14 protein-coding genes, 1 tRNA gene and 1 riboswitch are annotated in these 14,880 nt (G+C 39.6%); of the genes, 12 read left to right on the top strand and 3 right to left on the bottom strand.

The features are described 5' to 3' along the window. Window positions 1-23: 23 nt before the first annotated feature. Window positions 24-194, top strand: a riboswitch (M-box (ykoK) riboswitch). Window positions 195-384: 190 nt separating this feature from the next. The 3 genes from IGI42_RS05155 to IGI42_RS05145 all read left to right on the top strand — a co-directional run bounded on the left by IGI42_RS05155 (window position 385) and on the right by IGI42_RS05145 (window position 4,093). Next, a complete protein-coding gene (locus IGI42_RS05155; protein ID WP_438714710.1) occupies window positions 385-783 on the top strand; it encodes a GNAT family N-acetyltransferase in 399 nt (132 codons plus the stop codon). Between the two features lie 209 nt (window positions 784-992). Then, window positions 993-3,647, top strand: coding sequence for a magnesium-translocating P-type ATPase (gene mgtA, locus IGI42_RS05150; RefSeq protein WP_438717013.1), 2,655 nt, complete (start codon window positions 993-995; stop codon window positions 3,645-3,647). A 62-nt stretch (window positions 3,648-3,709) separates the two neighbouring features. Continuing rightward, window positions 3,710-4,093, top strand: coding sequence for a VOC family protein (locus IGI42_RS05145; RefSeq protein WP_438714708.1), 384 nt, complete (start codon window positions 3,710-3,712; stop codon window positions 4,091-4,093). 114 nt (window positions 4,094-4,207) lie between these two features. On the opposite strand, the gene IGI42_RS05140 is transcribed toward IGI42_RS05145, so the two are convergent. From IGI42_RS05140 to IGI42_RS05130, 3 genes are all read right to left on the bottom strand, one after another. Continuing rightward, window positions 4,208-5,224 carry an LPXTG cell wall anchor domain-containing protein gene (locus IGI42_RS05140; protein WP_438714706.1) on the bottom strand — a complete coding sequence of 339 codons (1,017 nt, stop codon included), beginning with the start codon at window positions 5,222-5,224 and terminating at the stop codon, window positions 4,208-4,210. Between the two features lie 194 nt (window positions 5,225-5,418). Further along, the gene (locus IGI42_RS05135) at window positions 5,419-6,276 is read right to left on the bottom strand and encodes a DegV family protein (RefSeq protein WP_438714704.1); all 858 of its coding nucleotides are present in this window, start codon (window positions 6,274-6,276) and stop codon (window positions 5,419-5,421) included. Beyond that, the gene (locus tag IGI42_RS05130) at window positions 6,269-6,811 is read right to left on the bottom strand and encodes a DUF1836 domain-containing protein (RefSeq protein ID WP_438714702.1); all 543 of its coding nucleotides are present in this window, start codon (window positions 6,809-6,811) and stop codon (window positions 6,269-6,271) included. The genes IGI42_RS05135 and IGI42_RS05130 overlap by 8 nt, the downstream gene beginning before the upstream one ends. A gap of 291 nt (window positions 6,812-7,102) precedes the next feature. Between IGI42_RS05130 and IGI42_RS05125 the strand changes: the two genes are divergently transcribed. From IGI42_RS05125 to IGI42_RS05085, 9 genes are all read left to right on the top strand, one after another. Next, window positions 7,103-7,175 (top strand) — tRNA-Lys (locus tag IGI42_RS05125). A gap of 193 nt (window positions 7,176-7,368) precedes the next feature. Next, window positions 7,369-8,040, top strand: a complete 672-nt coding sequence (locus tag IGI42_RS05120; protein ID WP_438714700.1) for a response regulator transcription factor — start codon at window positions 7,369-7,371, stop codon at window positions 8,038-8,040. Between the two features lie 80 nt (window positions 8,041-8,120). Further along, a complete protein-coding gene (locus IGI42_RS05115) occupies window positions 8,121-9,032 on the top strand; it encodes an ATP-binding cassette domain-containing protein (protein WP_438714698.1) in 912 nt (303 codons plus the stop codon). Next, window positions 9,029-9,772, top strand: coding sequence for a hypothetical protein (locus IGI42_RS05110; protein WP_438714696.1), 744 nt, complete (start codon window positions 9,029-9,031; stop codon window positions 9,770-9,772). The genes IGI42_RS05115 and IGI42_RS05110 overlap by 4 nt, the downstream gene beginning before the upstream one ends. A 17-nt stretch (window positions 9,773-9,789) precedes the next feature. After that, the gene (locus IGI42_RS05105) at window positions 9,790-10,692 is read left to right on the top strand and encodes a sensor histidine kinase (protein WP_438714694.1); all 903 of its coding nucleotides are present in this window, start codon (window positions 9,790-9,792) and stop codon (window positions 10,690-10,692) included. 1,011 nt (window positions 10,693-11,703) lie between these two features. Then, window positions 11,704-12,081 (top strand): hypothetical protein, encoded by a 378-nt coding sequence (locus tag IGI42_RS05100; RefSeq protein WP_438714692.1) that lies wholly within the window; start codon window positions 11,704-11,706, stop codon window positions 12,079-12,081. A gap of 17 nt (window positions 12,082-12,098) precedes the next feature. Next, entirely contained in the window at window positions 12,099-12,884 is a 786-nt protein-coding gene (locus IGI42_RS05095; RefSeq protein ID WP_438714690.1) for a WxL domain-containing protein, read from the top strand. Window positions 12,885-12,927: 43 nt separating this feature from the next. After that, window positions 12,928-13,734: a WxL domain-containing protein gene (locus IGI42_RS05090; protein ID WP_438714688.1), complete on the top strand. Its 807-nt coding sequence runs from the start codon at window positions 12,928-12,930 to the stop codon at window positions 13,732-13,734. 82 nt (window positions 13,735-13,816) lie between these two features. Further along, window positions 13,817-14,878: a DUF916 and DUF3324 domain-containing protein gene (locus IGI42_RS05085; protein ID WP_438714686.1), complete on the top strand. Its 1,062-nt coding sequence runs from the start codon at window positions 13,817-13,819 to the stop codon at window positions 14,876-14,878. Window positions 14,879-14,880: the final 2 nt, after the last annotated feature.

The following is a 14,880-nucleotide window of genomic DNA, read 5'->3' as shown; positions in this document are numbered from 1 at the left end:
ATTCTTACCTCGGAAAAACGAATAACTTGATTTGTTAGGTGAGGCTCCTATACAAACACAGGCTACTGCCCAAAAATGTCGAGAGACGCCAATGGGTAGAACAGGAATTGTCGATTACAAGGCTTTTCTTAAGGTAGCTAAAAGCGCTGCTTTTTACGTTGTATAGTGCCAAAACTCAACGACTAGATCGCAATGGGCTTTTTTTTGTGCTTATTTCAGACCTTTCGCTGAGTTTTTGGCGAAAGGTCTTTTTGTGTCGCTTGCAAGTTTTTCCAAAAAAACACTAAACAGAGGAGGAAACATCATGGTAAAACAGTGTTCACACTAACTAATTGGAACAGTCAAGATTACTGGAAAGGAATTACCCTACGCAATGAGCTCTTGATGAAAAGCGCTGGCAAACCAGTACTGACTTATGCACCACTTCAAGAAAAAGAAGATCTGCACCTGATTGTAAGGATCGATGGAAAAGTAGTCGCTACCGCACTGCTACATCCTGTTAATACCCAAATTGCTCAGATCAAACAAGTGGCTGTCTCTGAAAAATGCCAAGGATTAGGCATCGGGCGGAAGTTGCTTGATTACGCTGAAAAAGTGGCCCAAAACTTAGGATTTACCCTTGTCTTTTTAACAGGACGTAAGCAAGCATGGCATTTTTATGAAAAATTAGGTTATGACAGCCTTGCAGAAACGTATTTCGACCATGCAGTAGAACTGAAAGTATTTAAGAAGAAACTAGCAGTAACAAAATCAAAGGAGATGAAAACAAATGGACGACAGTAGCTCGGATCAACAGAGACTTTGGAAAGAAAAGCATAGGCAAATAGCAAAAGACTATTGTCTATTTGTTTTTAGCTAACTCGTTTGAGAACCTTCTTTTCACTGTCTCGACTTAAGGAGGCAATAATATGAAAATCATCCTAGAAAACGCTGTGTTCTTTGGACTAGGCACAGTCATCTGGTATGCGATGATCGGAAAGAAGGTACAAAAAATGGAAAAACAAATTAAAAATCCAACAATCGTAAACTACGAACAAATGGCAAAAAGCACCGTAGAAAATATGTGGGAGCACTTCAAAACACCTAGAAGAGGTCTTTCGGAAGTTCAAGTAGGAATGCTAAGGGAGCAATACGGTGACAACAAAATTACTTATGGCAAGAAAACACCCTTGATTGTAGAAGTAATCAAGGCGTACATTACACCATTCACCCTTGTATTGATCGCATTAGGAATTGTTTCTTTTATCACTGAATTTATTTTGGCAGCACCGGGAGATAAAGACCTGTTCGGTGTGGCAGTTATTTCTATTATGGTAATTCTTAGTGGGACAATGACCTTGATTCAATCGGTGCGATCCAACCAGGCAGCTGAAAAATTGAAATCAATGGTTAAAGTGACTGCAACAGTGAAGCGAAACAATCGGTTTAGTGAAATTCCAATGGAAGAAATCGTTTGTGGCGATATCGTAAAATTATCAGCAGGTGATATGATTCCAGCGGACATTCGACTGATTCAAACTAAGGACTTATTTATATCGCAGTCAGCATTAACCGGTGAAAGCTACCCAGTAGAAAAAACAGCCGAACAAACAACAGCCAGCTATGACACTGAAACTAGCTACGAAAATCTAGTCTTTATGGGCAGTAATGTCATTAGTGGAACTGCTGAAGGAGTAGTGGTCTCAACAGGAAACCAAACACTATTTGGTCATGTCGCCAAAGACTTAGCGGGCGAACCAGTAAAAACGAGTTTTGAACTAGGCATTCAAAAAACCTCTTTCTTACTAATTAAGTTTATGTCTTTGATGGCACCCGCTGTTATTGTAATCAATGGCTTCACAAAAGGGGACTGGATGGAAGCGTGTCTGTTTGGCTTATCAGTCGCTGTAGGTCTAACACCAGAAATACTGCCAATGATCGTTACTACCAACTTAGTTAAAGGCGCTTCTGGTATGGCAAAAAATGGAACGATTATCAAGAATTTGAATTCAATCCAAAATTTCGGTGCCATCGACGTGCTATGTACCGATAAAACTGGCACCTTAACCCAAGACAAAATTATCTTAGAATATCATCTTGATTGTGAAGGGAAAGAGAATGATCGTGTCTTACGTCATGCTTACCTAAATAGCTATTATCAAACTGGCTTAAAAAACTTATTGGACATTGCAATTATTGATGCGTCCAAAGAAACACTCAACACTGGCAAAATTCAATACCGTAAAGTCGACGAAATTCCTTTTGATTTCGAACGCCGCCGCATGAGTGTAGTGGTGGAGGATGCTCAAGGCAAGACGCAAATGATCACAAAAGGAGCCATTGAAGAAATGTTGGAAATCTCCAGTTATGTAGATTTTCACAAAGAGGTCATTCCCTTGACTGAAGAAGTCCGTGTAGAAATACTGGAGAAAGTAAAGGAGTTAAATTCAGATGGCTTGCGCGTTCTGGGCGTCGCACAAAAGACTAACCCAAGTGTCGTGGGAGAATTTTCCGTTCAAGATGAACAAGACATGGTGCTAATTGGCTACTTAGCTTTTCTTGATCCACCAAAAGAAACCACTAAGCAAGCCTTAGAAGCGTTGAAAAAACATGGCGTTGGCGTCAAAGTTTTAACGGGTGACAATGCGTTGGTTACTGAATCCGTCTGCAAACAAGTCGGGTTAGAGGCAGAAGTATTAGTCAGCGGGGAAGAAATTGCTCGTATGCCTGACTCAGAGTTATTAAAAGTAATTGAAGCCTTCAACATTTTTGTTAAACTAAATCCACAGCAAAAAGCTCGAATCACTCGCTTACTAAGAGAAAACGGACATACTGTTGGCTTCTTAGGAGATGGAATTAATGATGCACCAGCAATGAAAGCTTCAGACGTCGGTATTTCTGTGGACACCGCTGTTGATATCGCCAAAGAATCTGCTGATGTCATTTTGTTGGAAAAGGATTTAATGGTTTTAGAACGGGGAATTGTTTCTGGTCGTGAAACATTTGGGAATATTATGAAGTATATCAAAGCAACCGCCAGTTCCAACTTTGGTAATATGTTTTCTGTCTTAGTTGCCAGCATCTTCTTACCATTTCTACCAATGATGCCGCTGCAACTGCTGATTCTAAACTTGATTTACGATGTTTCCTGCATGTCAATTCCTTGGGATCGGATGGACAAAGACTACTTAGATAAACCAAAACGCTGGGAAGCTTCTAGTATCGGCAAATTCATGGTCTGGCTAGGACCAACCAGTTCAATCTTTGATATTACAACTTATCTATTGATGTACTTTATCATTTGTCCTGCGGTAGTCGGCGGAAGTTACCATAGCTTGACACCAACACAACAAGTTGCTTTCATCGCTTTGTTTAATGCTGGCTGGTTCGTTGAATCACTATGGACACAAACCTTAGTCCTGCACGCTTTGCGGACGCCCAAAGTTCCATTCTTACAAAGCCGTGCGTCATTCGTATTGACAGTGATTACCGGATTAGGTATTGCAGTGGGATCTTTCTTGCCATTTACAGCATTAGGCAGAAGCTTTGGATTGAGCGCATTGCCAGTTAACTTCTGGCTATGGTTAATGGTTACGATTGTCTGCTACCTCATGCTCGTGACAATGATCAAAAAAGTTTATATTCAAAAGTATCGCGAACTATTATAATAGTAGAAACACGGATCATGCTTCATGTGATCCGTGTTTTATAAGTTATAAGGAGTGAGAAAATGTTTGTTCACCATGTTTGTATTCAGACCAATACCTATCAAGAATCGCTTGCCTTTTATCAAAATTTAGGCTTTGAATTAGTCCGAGAAAGTTCTAATTTTCACGGCCGCAGCTTTAATACTTGGCTGGTTCTATCCAATTTTTATATCGAACTCCAAACCGGGAAAGAGACGCTGTATACTCATGATCCCAAAACAGCAGAAGGGCTTGCTCATTTTTGCTTATGGGTTGAAAATTTACCCGCTTACCTAAATGAAAAAAATTTTCCAGATGAACTGTATTTGAAAAAAGAAAAAGTTTATACAGTTGAAAATGGACAGCTAACCAAACTCCACGCACCAGAAGGAACCATCGTAGAAATACGGAATAATCCTGGAATATAAAAAAACTAGTGGCTGTGACATAAAACGTCACAGCCACTGAAAACCGCATAATCGGTGTAACTGTAGTAGCTTAATTCTCGGAGCTGAACACTTCTGTTACAACCTCTAATTCATTTAGTGAGCCCGTCTTTTTCTATATACAATGATGGAACCTGCCAAGATGATGATAATACCGCCAGCTACTGCTAAGTAAATAGTATTTTCTTCTCCTGTTTTAGGATACTCTTTCTTAGTTCTTGCTGGCGCATCAGGTTTCTTCGTAACGACTGGTGCTGGCTCTGGTTTTGGATCTGGAACAACTTTTGGATCTGGTTTAGGTTCTTCAGTAGGTTGCTGGATTGGTGGATTTCCGACTGAAGACGCTTCAAGCCATTTCACAACGCCGTTGAACAAACTGCCATAATCATCAATTAAGCTTTGTTGAACAGGTGCTAAATGATTCAAAACATGTACCCAAGTTTCTTTAGAATGTTTGCTTAAGTTAGCAAATCCATTACCATTAGGATAAAGAACTTGAACATAGTTGTACAACTGATCAATGTTTGCGATTAGCTCAGCACAGGTAGTATACTGATTAGGGTTAAAAGCTAGTGCTTGTTCGGCAGCTTCCCAAGAAATCACTTTATCTTTATAAACCATTCGTAATACTCTTACATAACTACTAAGATCCATTCCTATAACATCATAGTTATAACGTTCGAATAATTTCCATGCGCTAGTCAATTGCTCATCCGTATAGCCTGCTAGTTCTGTTGCAGTTATTCCATAATCTGGGTTAGCCAATAGGTCACGGATAACTGCTGGAGTATATTCTTTTGGTTTTTCATCTGGTGGGGTAGTGTCTTCGGTTTTCTCTTTTGGCTCCTCAGAAACTTGAGAACCAGTCGAATTTGTTGTTGAATCTGCTGTTAAATCATTTGTATCTTCGCCAGCTTTATTAGTGTCTTCAGTTACAGTACTATCAATCGTTTTATCCGGAGTGACGGAATCCTTCGTATTAGTGTCAACCGTTTGTTCTTGAGTAGCTGCAGTTGGATCAGATACAGACGTGGAAGTTTCGGCAAACGTAGCTAGTGGAAAGTTCAATACCAACAAACTCAACAAAATACCCTTCAAAACACCCTTTTTCATCTTAATCACTCCTTGTAATCTTTCTGTAATATAATTGTAACATATGAAATCTAATTGTAAAGTAGAGAAATAGATTTTTTCAATAATTTTTTTGAATTTAAATCTTTTGATTGAGAAGCTACAGCTTATATGAATAGAACAAAAAACGAGTGGCAACGTAGCTTGTAAAAGCATCGTACCACTCATTTTTTGTATTAATCTAAAATTTGAACTGCTACGCCAAGAGTATTCGGTCCGGTATGCACCGATAAGGCGGGTGAAATAGGTCCAAAGTAAATATTCTCAACTTTTGGAAAGGTATCTTTCAACCGTTGCTTCATTTTAATGGCATTCTCCATGGCATCCGCATGAGCCACTGCAAGGTTAAAGTGATTATGCCCCTTTACTAAACCTTCGATAATCTGAATTGTTTTATCAAAGCTCTTGTTTAAGCCACGAATTTTCGCCACAGTGTAATAAATCCCATCATCATTACAAGAAATGATGGGTTTCAATTTCAAGGCACTACCTAGAAGGGAAGCAACTAAACCAATCCGACCGCCCCGCTGCAAATACTCTAAAGTATCTACATTAAAGAAGACTTTAGTTTTTGGTAGGCATGCTTCTACACCAGCAATGACTTCTTCAAAAGATTTTCCTTGCTGCACTAAATCTGCCGCCAAGATAACGGAAAAGCCAGCCGCAATTCCGATATTTTTGGTATCTATACCGTGGAAGGTTAAACCATCGTAATCTTCAGATAGCACTCTTAATGCGTTGAATGTTCCACTAAGTCCGCTGGAAATCGTAATGATGATTACATGGGTAAAGCCTTGTTCTTTGATGTCGTCAAACACTTTCGTAATCATCTCACCATTAGGCAAAGAAGTCTTAGGTAATTCTTCTTTTAATAGAGGGAAAATATTATCTGAGCTAACCTCCAAGCGATCTAACAGTTCTTTATCTGAAAAAATAATTCGTAAAGGAACCATGAAAATCGGCGCACTATCAACCACTTCTTGCGGCGTGTCCGTTCCTGAATCTACTAAAATTGCAATTTTTTCTTTAGTCATCTTCTTTTTTCTCCAATTCAATGATTTTTTCCACCAGCAGTTTACTTGCAAAAGACGCGACAGCATTTTCTACTGCCAAGTAACGAGGATTAGTTTGTCTAGCAGTCACAGTAGCATTCTCACCGGCTAGAACCAACTCAGCAACATATTGCAGCGATTCCTCTTGTTTTTGACAAAAATTATTGTAAGCCATTTTTGGTTCGTCGATAGTTAACTGCATGATAATTAAATGCTTAATATCCGGAATCGTTAACACTTGCTTGATCAATGTAATGGCGATTAAATAAGCTAAGTGATTCTTGTTGTATCGTTTTTTGACAGGTGGCGGGACTAGTTTGAGTTTTACATAGTTATTTACCATGGCACTGGATAGCAAATGATGCTTCTCCGGCTCGATGATAGGAGACAAATAACGATCAATCAGGGTAATCACCTGGTCCATATACAATTCTAATTCGGGAAGTTCTTCCCAACGTGGCAAGCGAACTTCCTTTAATGACTGTGCCCACTGCTTCAGTTCTGCAATTTCTTCCATCTATGTCTAGCTCCCTTCCTCTTCATTTTAACAAAATTAACGTGATTATACAATGTAGTTACCGAAACTAGATAACTTATCTTAAAAATTATATAAAATTGTTTTGAGGAAAATTCGAAATAATTTGCAACGAACGGTCTTGCAGAAAATAGCGTAAAATTTGTAAAGTCAGTCCTCAACTTTATCGCCAGTACACCCTTTCACCAACGCAAAAAAAACCATAAAAATTTCAGCAACTGTTTATTGCATTTTATTGGTTGAAGTGCTAAACTATCTAAGTATTAAAGATTTGGGCTGTTAGCTCAGTTGGTAGAGCAGCTGACTCTTAATCAGCGGGTCGCGGGTTCGAGCCCCTCACAGCCCATTGGGTGCCAAACCCACGGAACAGGTAGACGTTGGTGCGAAAGCATTTCGAAAACGTTTAGGCTGTTCCTTTTTTTATTGTCTTATTAGGCAGTCCTGTTCTAGGGCTGCCTTTTTCTATTGTTCGTCCAATTGTTCCTGACTATCTGTGGTACAATCTTACTAAATTATAGGAAGAAAGTAGCTTGATTGAAATGAAGAAAAAAATTTTGATTGTTGAGGATGATCCACAGATCAGTAAATTGCTGCAGATCAGTATGCAGAAGATTAATTTGGATGCTGTTGCTGCTTATTCGGGATCGGAAGGCTTGTTGCAGCTTCAGTTGCAGGAGTATGACTTGATCTTGCTAGATTTGATGTTACCTGGAGTATCGGGAGAAGAGTTAATTGTAAAAATAAGAGAAACGAGTAAGGTGCCGATTATTGTCATTTCTGCCAAGCAGGAAATTGACGAAAAAGTCCAAGTATTGAAAATGGGTGCGGATGATTACATCACCAAACCATTCCATCAAGAAGAAGTGGCTGCCCGGGTTGAAGTTCAATTGCGTAAAGCGGAACGGTCAAATACGACTGATTGTCTAAGCTGGCGGAAGTTAGCCGTCAATCGCGATAAGATCGAGGCTAGTTTTAACGGACACGAGTTGCATGTAACCAATGCCGAGTTCGATATTCTTTGTTTATTGATGGAACGACCTGAGCATGCGTTTTCCAAAAGCGAGATCTATGAAGCGATCTGGAAAGGAACCTATCTGGGTGACGACAACACCATCAGTGTACACATCTCCAATCTACGAAAAAAAATTGCTCTCTACACCGAAGAAGAATATATCAAGACCATTTGGGGGATTGGATTTATGCTGGTCTAAGCAGCTTTACGATTTCTTTATGGTTTGCTTAAGGCTTTTTAATCGGGAAAAAGTTAAAGTTAAACCAAGGAGATGAGGAAATGGACAAAGTAATTCAAACCTATCAATTAACTAAAAAATTCAAAAAAAGTATGGCTGTTGATCAGTTGAATTTCTCCCTTTACGAAGGAGAAATCTGTGCCTTGATTGGGAAAAACGGCGCAGGGAAATCGACCTTTTTCAAGATGCTGGCGGGTCAAGTACTTCCCACCTTTGGGAAGATCGAACTATTTGGCAAAGCAGAAAAAGAGCTTGCAGAAGCTAAAAAACGGATGAGCTTCATTATTGAAGAACCAGAATTTTTTCCAGATTTTACAGCTGAGCAAAACATGGAGTATTTCCGCTTGCAACGAGGGATTCCCGAAAAGAGACGGATTGACGAAGTCTTAGCAATCGTTGGGTTGAAGAAAAACGAAAAAGTCTTTGCCGAATACTCAATGGGGATGCGTCAACGTTTAGGCTTAGCACTTTGTTTGCTTTCTAGTCCTGACTGTTTAGTTTTGGATGAGCCCATCAATGGCTTGGATGCTCAAGGAATTAACGAAATTCGCCGCCTGTTGCTAAAGCTAAATCAAGAAAAACAAATCACCATTTTGATTTCCAGTCATATTTTAAGTGAGCTGCAGTTGCTAGCTACCCGGTTTGTGTTTATTAATCAGGGGAAAATAGTTGAGGACGTGAGTCGCGAAGAATTAATGAAAAAGAGTAAAAAGCAAATTAAGGTAAAAGTTGACAAACCCGCACAAGCTGCCGAACTGTTAGAGCGTTCTTATCCTGACATTATATTTAGCGTAGTTCCTGGAAATTACTTGCTGATTCAAAATCATATAGAAGATAGCGCCGAGATTAATCGTTTGATGATTGGTTATGGAATTAAGGTCTTCGAATTTCAAGTAGAGCGCTTAAATCTAGAGGATTACTTCTTGGATCTCGTGGAGGTGATGGATAAATGATGAATTACTTAATCAGCGAAAACTACCGAATACAACGCGTGAAAAGAACTTATGCGATTAGTTTTTTATGTTTGTTTGCAGTGATTGCTGCTGCTTTGGTCTTGAAATTTTCTGCCCAAATGGATCCGAATTTCCGTTACGGAACGGCCTCCTTTTACTATTCAAACCTGCTAGCGATGAATTTACTTTTAATTGCTATCAGCTTTCTATTCAGTAATGTAAGTAATAATAATATGGAAATGATGAAGTATTCGATTTCTTTTGGCATTTCGCGGCAAACGATCTTTTGGGGAAAGCTGGTAGTATCTTTGACGTATTTCACCTTACTATGTGCGATCTGCTTAGCTGCTATGCTTATTTTCGGGCAATCCTTACTACCCTATGAAGCAGATACCCTTTCGAATTTTCTAAAAGGTGTAGCCAATATGATTCCTCTAATCTTAAGTGCCTATGTGTTGGGGTATATTTTGGGAATGAATAAACAACCCAGTGCCATCAATATTCTCATTCTGCTGGTCATCTATGGTGTTTCTGGAGACATTGTTCGTGCAGCGCTCCACCCATTTCCGAGTTTGGCAGCAGTATATAGACTGTTTCCATCGACGTTATTTACTGACAATTTATTGGATTTTATGAACCAGTCCATTCATATTCGCTGGGAATGCTGGGCGGTTGGTCTAGCAATCACTATCGGAAGTTTAATTTGGGGCTTATCCTCATTTAGTAAACGAGATATCTAAAAGAAAGGGGTGAGCAGATGATTGTAGGTTTTCTAGTAGTTGCGGTGATCGGTTTAATCGGTTGTGGGCTTCGCTTATATTTCTATCGAAGGAATGTGAAAAAGTTGAATCAACAGCTTGATCGGATTATTGAAAATTTTGGGACTAATGAACAGCTAAAACCGACGCTGACTAATGATGAGCTAACCGACTTTACTAAGAACATTAATCGTTTGATCACCCTTTACAAACAAGAACAGCAACAAGCGAAAAGACAAAATCGTGAGCTGAAACAAGAGATCACCAATATTTCCCATGATTTTAGAACCCCCTTGACTTCTATCAAAGGATTTTCAGATTTGTTGCAAGACAGTACTTTGTCAGAAGCCGAGCGTCAAGATTACTTGTCAGTCATCCAGCAAAAGGTCAATGCCCTTACGATGGTCACGGATGTCTTTTATGAGATCTCGCAGATCGAATCTGCTGATTATGTGTTAAACCCTGAAAAAGTTATATTAGAACCTTTACTGTTGGAGTCACTGATGCCGTTTTATCGTGACTTTGAGAAAAAGCAATTGCAGGTGACCATCAAAGAAGAACATCTGCACACCCCTATAATGCTTGATCCGCGAAGTACCAAGCGGATCCTATTCAACTTAATACAAAATGGTCTGCGCTATGCCGAAAGTTCATTTACGATTGAAGTCTTGCGTGAAGAGGAATATCTGGTTTTGCAGACAACCAATGATGTCCTGCTGTTTCAGCAACAAGACATCGAACGGATTTTTGAACGAACCTATACGGTCGATCAAAGCCGCGAAAAAGGGCAGACTGGACTGGGGCTTTATATCGTCAAACAGTTAGCCGAAAAGCAAGGCGGGAAAGTAGCCGCCAGTTATCAAGAGCACTTCTTTACTATTAAAGTATATTTTCCACTTTAAAAGCGTGAGTATTCTTACGCTTTTTTCTGCGCAATGATACTTCTTATCTATTACCACTTCTAACTTCAGATGTAAATAAGATATAAAATCCGCTTGTTTTTTCAACCTTATAACTTTTTAACACCACCAAAATTCACTTGTTTAATCAAATTATCCATCTTCCTTTAAAGGAAACGGTTGAATTATATATTTATGTATTATTTAATTTTTTAACAGACTTTTAATAGTTAGTAAATGGATTAAGAGTTTTTTAAAAGTCTTACGTTTTTATCTGATGATCCAAAATAACAAAAAATGTTTTGATTTAGCTATTTAATATAGAAGGAATTTATCAGTTTGAGTATCTTTCTCTCATCTTTTTAGAATAGCTATTCATGTAACCAAAGGTAAATTCATCATTTTATCCTAATGTTCTCTAATCGAAATTCCACATAAAGTATTCTCATTTAGTAGACAACAGTGTGCTATTTTCAACTCCGTTATATAAAAACTTAATTTTTTTGTTAGGAAATAACAAGGTGAATGAAATCTGACTTTTGGAAATGACTCATCGATAAATAGTTATTTTTTAAATCTTTTTTTCTTGTTTAAATGAGGTTTTAAGTTACACATAAGTGTTGTTGTATAGTTATATTTAGAGTGATAGTTTTACGGTATTCTTTTGCCGATGAGCCTGTATTTCGTCAAAAATTAATGAATTTCATAACCTTATGAAAAATAAAATTTTACTGTAAATAATAATGATGATTATAATGTAAATGCAATCATTTAGGAAACCATCCTATATTTTTTTCAGAGAGAAAAAACGTTCGCAAGGCATAAACAATAGTAAATCAAGTTTTGGAGCTCTTGAAAAAAATATTTTTTTTGGACTGGTAATTGAGAAGGAAGGAGTTGTTTGGGTAGTGGACATATGGAAATTACACTTATTGCTCCAATTTAATGTGGTTTTCATATGAAAAGATGGTTTCTAGAGGAGTGCAAAAGTATGTGCGATAAAGGAGGAGGTTAATGAAACGATCCAACTGGGGAAAAGCTGTTGTTTTTTTTGCGTTGTTCTCACTTAGCTTAATCACGACTACCGGATATGCCCAAGAGATTAAATCTGCGGATGACATGATAAGCATTAAGTTTACTGGAGTTTATGAAGAGCTAGGTAAGCCTGTACCATCCCCTCCAACTGGAGATGTGAATGATGAGAATCTCGTAGCGAAATTACCGTCCACCGGAACTGGCACAGCTGCAAAGAGAACAGGAGTACTGCCGCAGACGAATGATCTGATTGGAAACAGGTTTACTCAATTAGGTATTTTGCTGCTAATATTTGCCATTTACGGCAGATATAGGTATCGCCAAAGTAAGAAGTTTCAAGACCAACTAGAAACATGAGTGAAGAGGGAATTTTAATGAAAATGATTCGCTGGGCGACAATAGCCACATTAACAACGATGGCTTTGGCTGGCGGGATCAACGCATTTGCGGAGGAAGCAAGAGTTGCTAAGACAACAGGACAAGTAAGTTTTGTACCTGATGATGGCGACATTATTGTAGAACCGCCAATTGTTGATCCACCGATTGATCCCATTGATCCCATTGTTCCTGGTGCGACAGGACCACTGTCAATTGCATATGCACCAACGATTGATTTTGGCGAACAGGTAATTTCGAATCAGGACACGATCTATAACATGAAGGCAGAAATGCAAAGTGCCGATAACGGCACACGCAAGATTCCTTATGTATCTTTTGCTCAAGTGCAAGATAGACGCGGAAGTAATGAGGGGTGGAACCTAACCCTTTCGTTGAGCCCGTTTAAATCAGAGACGCAAAACAATGAGCTGCGTGGAGCGAAGCTAATTTTTGCTTCTTCTGAGCTGAACTATAGCGGAAGCGAAACGAATAATGCACCTACCCCACATGCACCTGGCATGACGGTGGAAGCAGATGGCTCATTAAGTAATATTCTGACCGCGCCAAAAGGCAAAGGTGCCGGAACCTCATCTGTTATCTGGGGAGATCAAGCAAAACTGAATAAGCAGTTCGCAGAAGGGGCCAAAGTCGTTGAAAATGAGGCGATCCAATTATTTATCCCTGGAGTGACCGCAAAAGATGCTGCGACTTACACAGCAACATTAACTTGGAATTTATCGGCGGCTGTTAGTATCTCAGGTGAGACTGTAACCGTCCGCTAAGAATTCAACTTTATAACTACACTATTTGAAAGAAGGAAAAACATTGAAAAGATTAAACAGCATGAAACTTATCCGTTTAGCAACAGTAGCAACACTTGGTTCATCATTAGTAGCAGGAAGCGTAAGTACCTTCGCTGCGGAAAACCGTACTGGTACGACAGATAATGAAGTGACATTTATTGAAGGGGACGATGGCGGCGGCGGTACAGTCGAACCACCAGTTGAACCACCAATCGAACCAATTGATCCAATTGATCCAATTGATCCAGGTGCAGATGGTCCTTTGAACTTAATGTATGTACCGAAAAAAATGGACTTCGGTTCAGTTGGCATTTCTGCTACAGATGCAGTTTACAACATGATTGCTGAAGAGATTACGGGTAGTGGCGGTACAGTTTCAGCACCATATGTATCATTTGCCCAAGTTAAAGATACTCGAGGAACTCATGAAGGTTGGGATCTGAAGGTCGAATTGTCTAACTTCACTACTGGTTCAGGCGCTTCAGCAAAAACTTTGGCAGGTGCCCAAGTTAAACTATCTGATCCTGTAATTGATCATGCAGGAACCTCTGCACCGACTGCTAGCACCGTAACAATTGAGCCTGGGTCTAAAGTTTCAGTAATGAGTGCAGCAGATGGACAAGGTGCCGGAACTTCTTCAGTTATATGGGGCGATCAAACACAGCTTACAGATGATGCTGCAGACCCAGATATCGATGTTGTGGAGAATGAGGCTATTCAATTACTAGTACCAGCAAGCGCAACTCCAGAAGCTGCTAAATATACGGCAACCATGACATGGGAATTGAGTTCTACAGCAGGTGTAGGCGGCGAAACACTTCCACAATAGCAAGAAGCGTTTTAGTTTCGAATGCTGATTAAATACGAAGGCGGGAGTGAATAGCTCTCGCCTTTTTGAAAGGAGAGCCTGAATGAACCAAGAAACAACTAGCCGAAAGAGGCAGTTGCTAGCAGTTTTATTCGCTTTGATGACCCTCATTTCGCTAATTCCAATTCAGGTTTTTGCAGAGGAAGAGGCAGAAGGAAATTCTGAATTCAACTTCCATGTGAAACCGGTCTTACCTCAGAGTCAATTAGAAGGTGGAGCTAATGCCTATTTTGATTTGAATCTAGGAGCCGGTCAATCGGATAACTTAGGTTTAGAGCTAAACAACCATACTGACAAGCCGATAGAGATAGAAATTAGTGCTCACACCGCATTTACTAATGTAAATGGCGTGGTGGAGTATGGAAAAGACGATGAAGACCCCGATCCCACCTTGCCGGGTTCTCTTAAGGAACTGATTCAGGCACCAGGGACTGTCACGCTGGAAGCCAATGAAACACGGATAGTTGATCTTCCAATAACCATGCCGGAAGAAGAATTTACTGGTGTGCTAGCTGGCGGGATCAAGTTAAAAGAGGTAAAAAATGATAATGAGGAAGAAGAGGAAGACACAGGTCTTGCTATCAAGAATGACTTTGCCTTTGTCATCGGGGTAGTTGCCAGCAACAATCGGTCAGCGACTGATCCGGGTTTAGAATTATTAGATGTCTTTGCCGATCAGCTCAATTATCGAAATGTCTTTAGTGCAACAATTCAGAACTATACGTCAACCTTCGTCAATCGGTTGGAAGTGGAAGCGACCATTCGTGAAGAAGGTTCAAGTGAAGTACTATATGAAACTACGCAAGAAGGCATGCAAATGGCACCCAACTCCCATTTCAATTTTCCGATTCCTTTAGAAGGCGCTCGTTTCAGAAGCGGTACCTACGTGTTGAATATGACTGCTCGATCAGGAGATGAGGAGTGGTCTTGGGAAAAGACCTTTGAAGTCACTGCGGATGAAGCGCGTCGTTTGAACCGAGAAGACGTAACCATTGATAACTCTATTAACTGGTGGATGATAGCTGCCATCAGTGCGCTGGTTCTATTGATTGTGGTTGTCGGCTATTTCGTTTACCGAAATAAGAAGTCTGAAACAAAAAAATAGGG

Source organism: Enterococcus sp. AZ109 (assembly GCF_051714625.1).
Taxonomy (GTDB): Bacteria; Bacillota; Bacilli; order Lactobacillales; family Enterococcaceae; genus Enterococcus_A.
This window is presented reverse-complemented; position numbering and strand designations above follow the sequence as displayed.

Excerpts from the sequence above, each read along its gene's own strand:
- IGI42_RS05155 (WP_438714710.1), top strand. The coding sequence starts at position 385 with ATGAAAAGCGCTGGCAAACCAGTACTGACTTATGCACCACTTCAAGAA.
- mgtA (WP_438717013.1), top strand. The coding sequence starts at position 993 with ATGGAAAAACAAATTAAAAATCCAACAATCGTAAACTACGAACAAATG.
- IGI42_RS05145 (WP_438714708.1), top strand. The coding sequence starts at position 3,710 with ATGTTTGTTCACCATGTTTGTATTCAGACCAATACCTATCAAGAATCG.
- IGI42_RS05140 (WP_438714706.1), bottom strand. The coding sequence starts at position 5,224 with ATGAAAAAGGGTGTTTTGAAGGGTATTTTGTTGAGTTTGTTGGTATTG.
- IGI42_RS05135 (WP_438714704.1), bottom strand. The coding sequence starts at position 6,276 with ATGACTAAAGAAAAAATTGCAATTTTAGTAGATTCAGGAACGGACACG.
- IGI42_RS05130 (WP_438714702.1), bottom strand. The coding sequence starts at position 6,811 with ATGGAAGAAATTGCAGAACTGAAGCAGTGGGCACAGTCATTAAAGGAA.
- IGI42_RS05120 (WP_438714700.1), top strand. The coding sequence starts at position 7,369 with ATGAAGAAAAAAATTTTGATTGTTGAGGATGATCCACAGATCAGTAAA.
- IGI42_RS05115 (WP_438714698.1), top strand. The coding sequence starts at position 8,121 with ATGGACAAAGTAATTCAAACCTATCAATTAACTAAAAAATTCAAAAAA.
- IGI42_RS05110 (WP_438714696.1), top strand. The coding sequence starts at position 9,029 with ATGATGAATTACTTAATCAGCGAAAACTACCGAATACAACGCGTGAAA.
- IGI42_RS05105 (WP_438714694.1), top strand. The coding sequence starts at position 9,790 with ATGATTGTAGGTTTTCTAGTAGTTGCGGTGATCGGTTTAATCGGTTGT.
- IGI42_RS05100 (WP_438714692.1), top strand. The coding sequence starts at position 11,704 with ATGAAACGATCCAACTGGGGAAAAGCTGTTGTTTTTTTTGCGTTGTTC.
- IGI42_RS05095 (WP_438714690.1), top strand. The coding sequence starts at position 12,099 with ATGAAAATGATTCGCTGGGCGACAATAGCCACATTAACAACGATGGCT.
- IGI42_RS05085 (WP_438714686.1), top strand. The coding sequence starts at position 13,817 with ATGAACCAAGAAACAACTAGCCGAAAGAGGCAGTTGCTAGCAGTTTTA.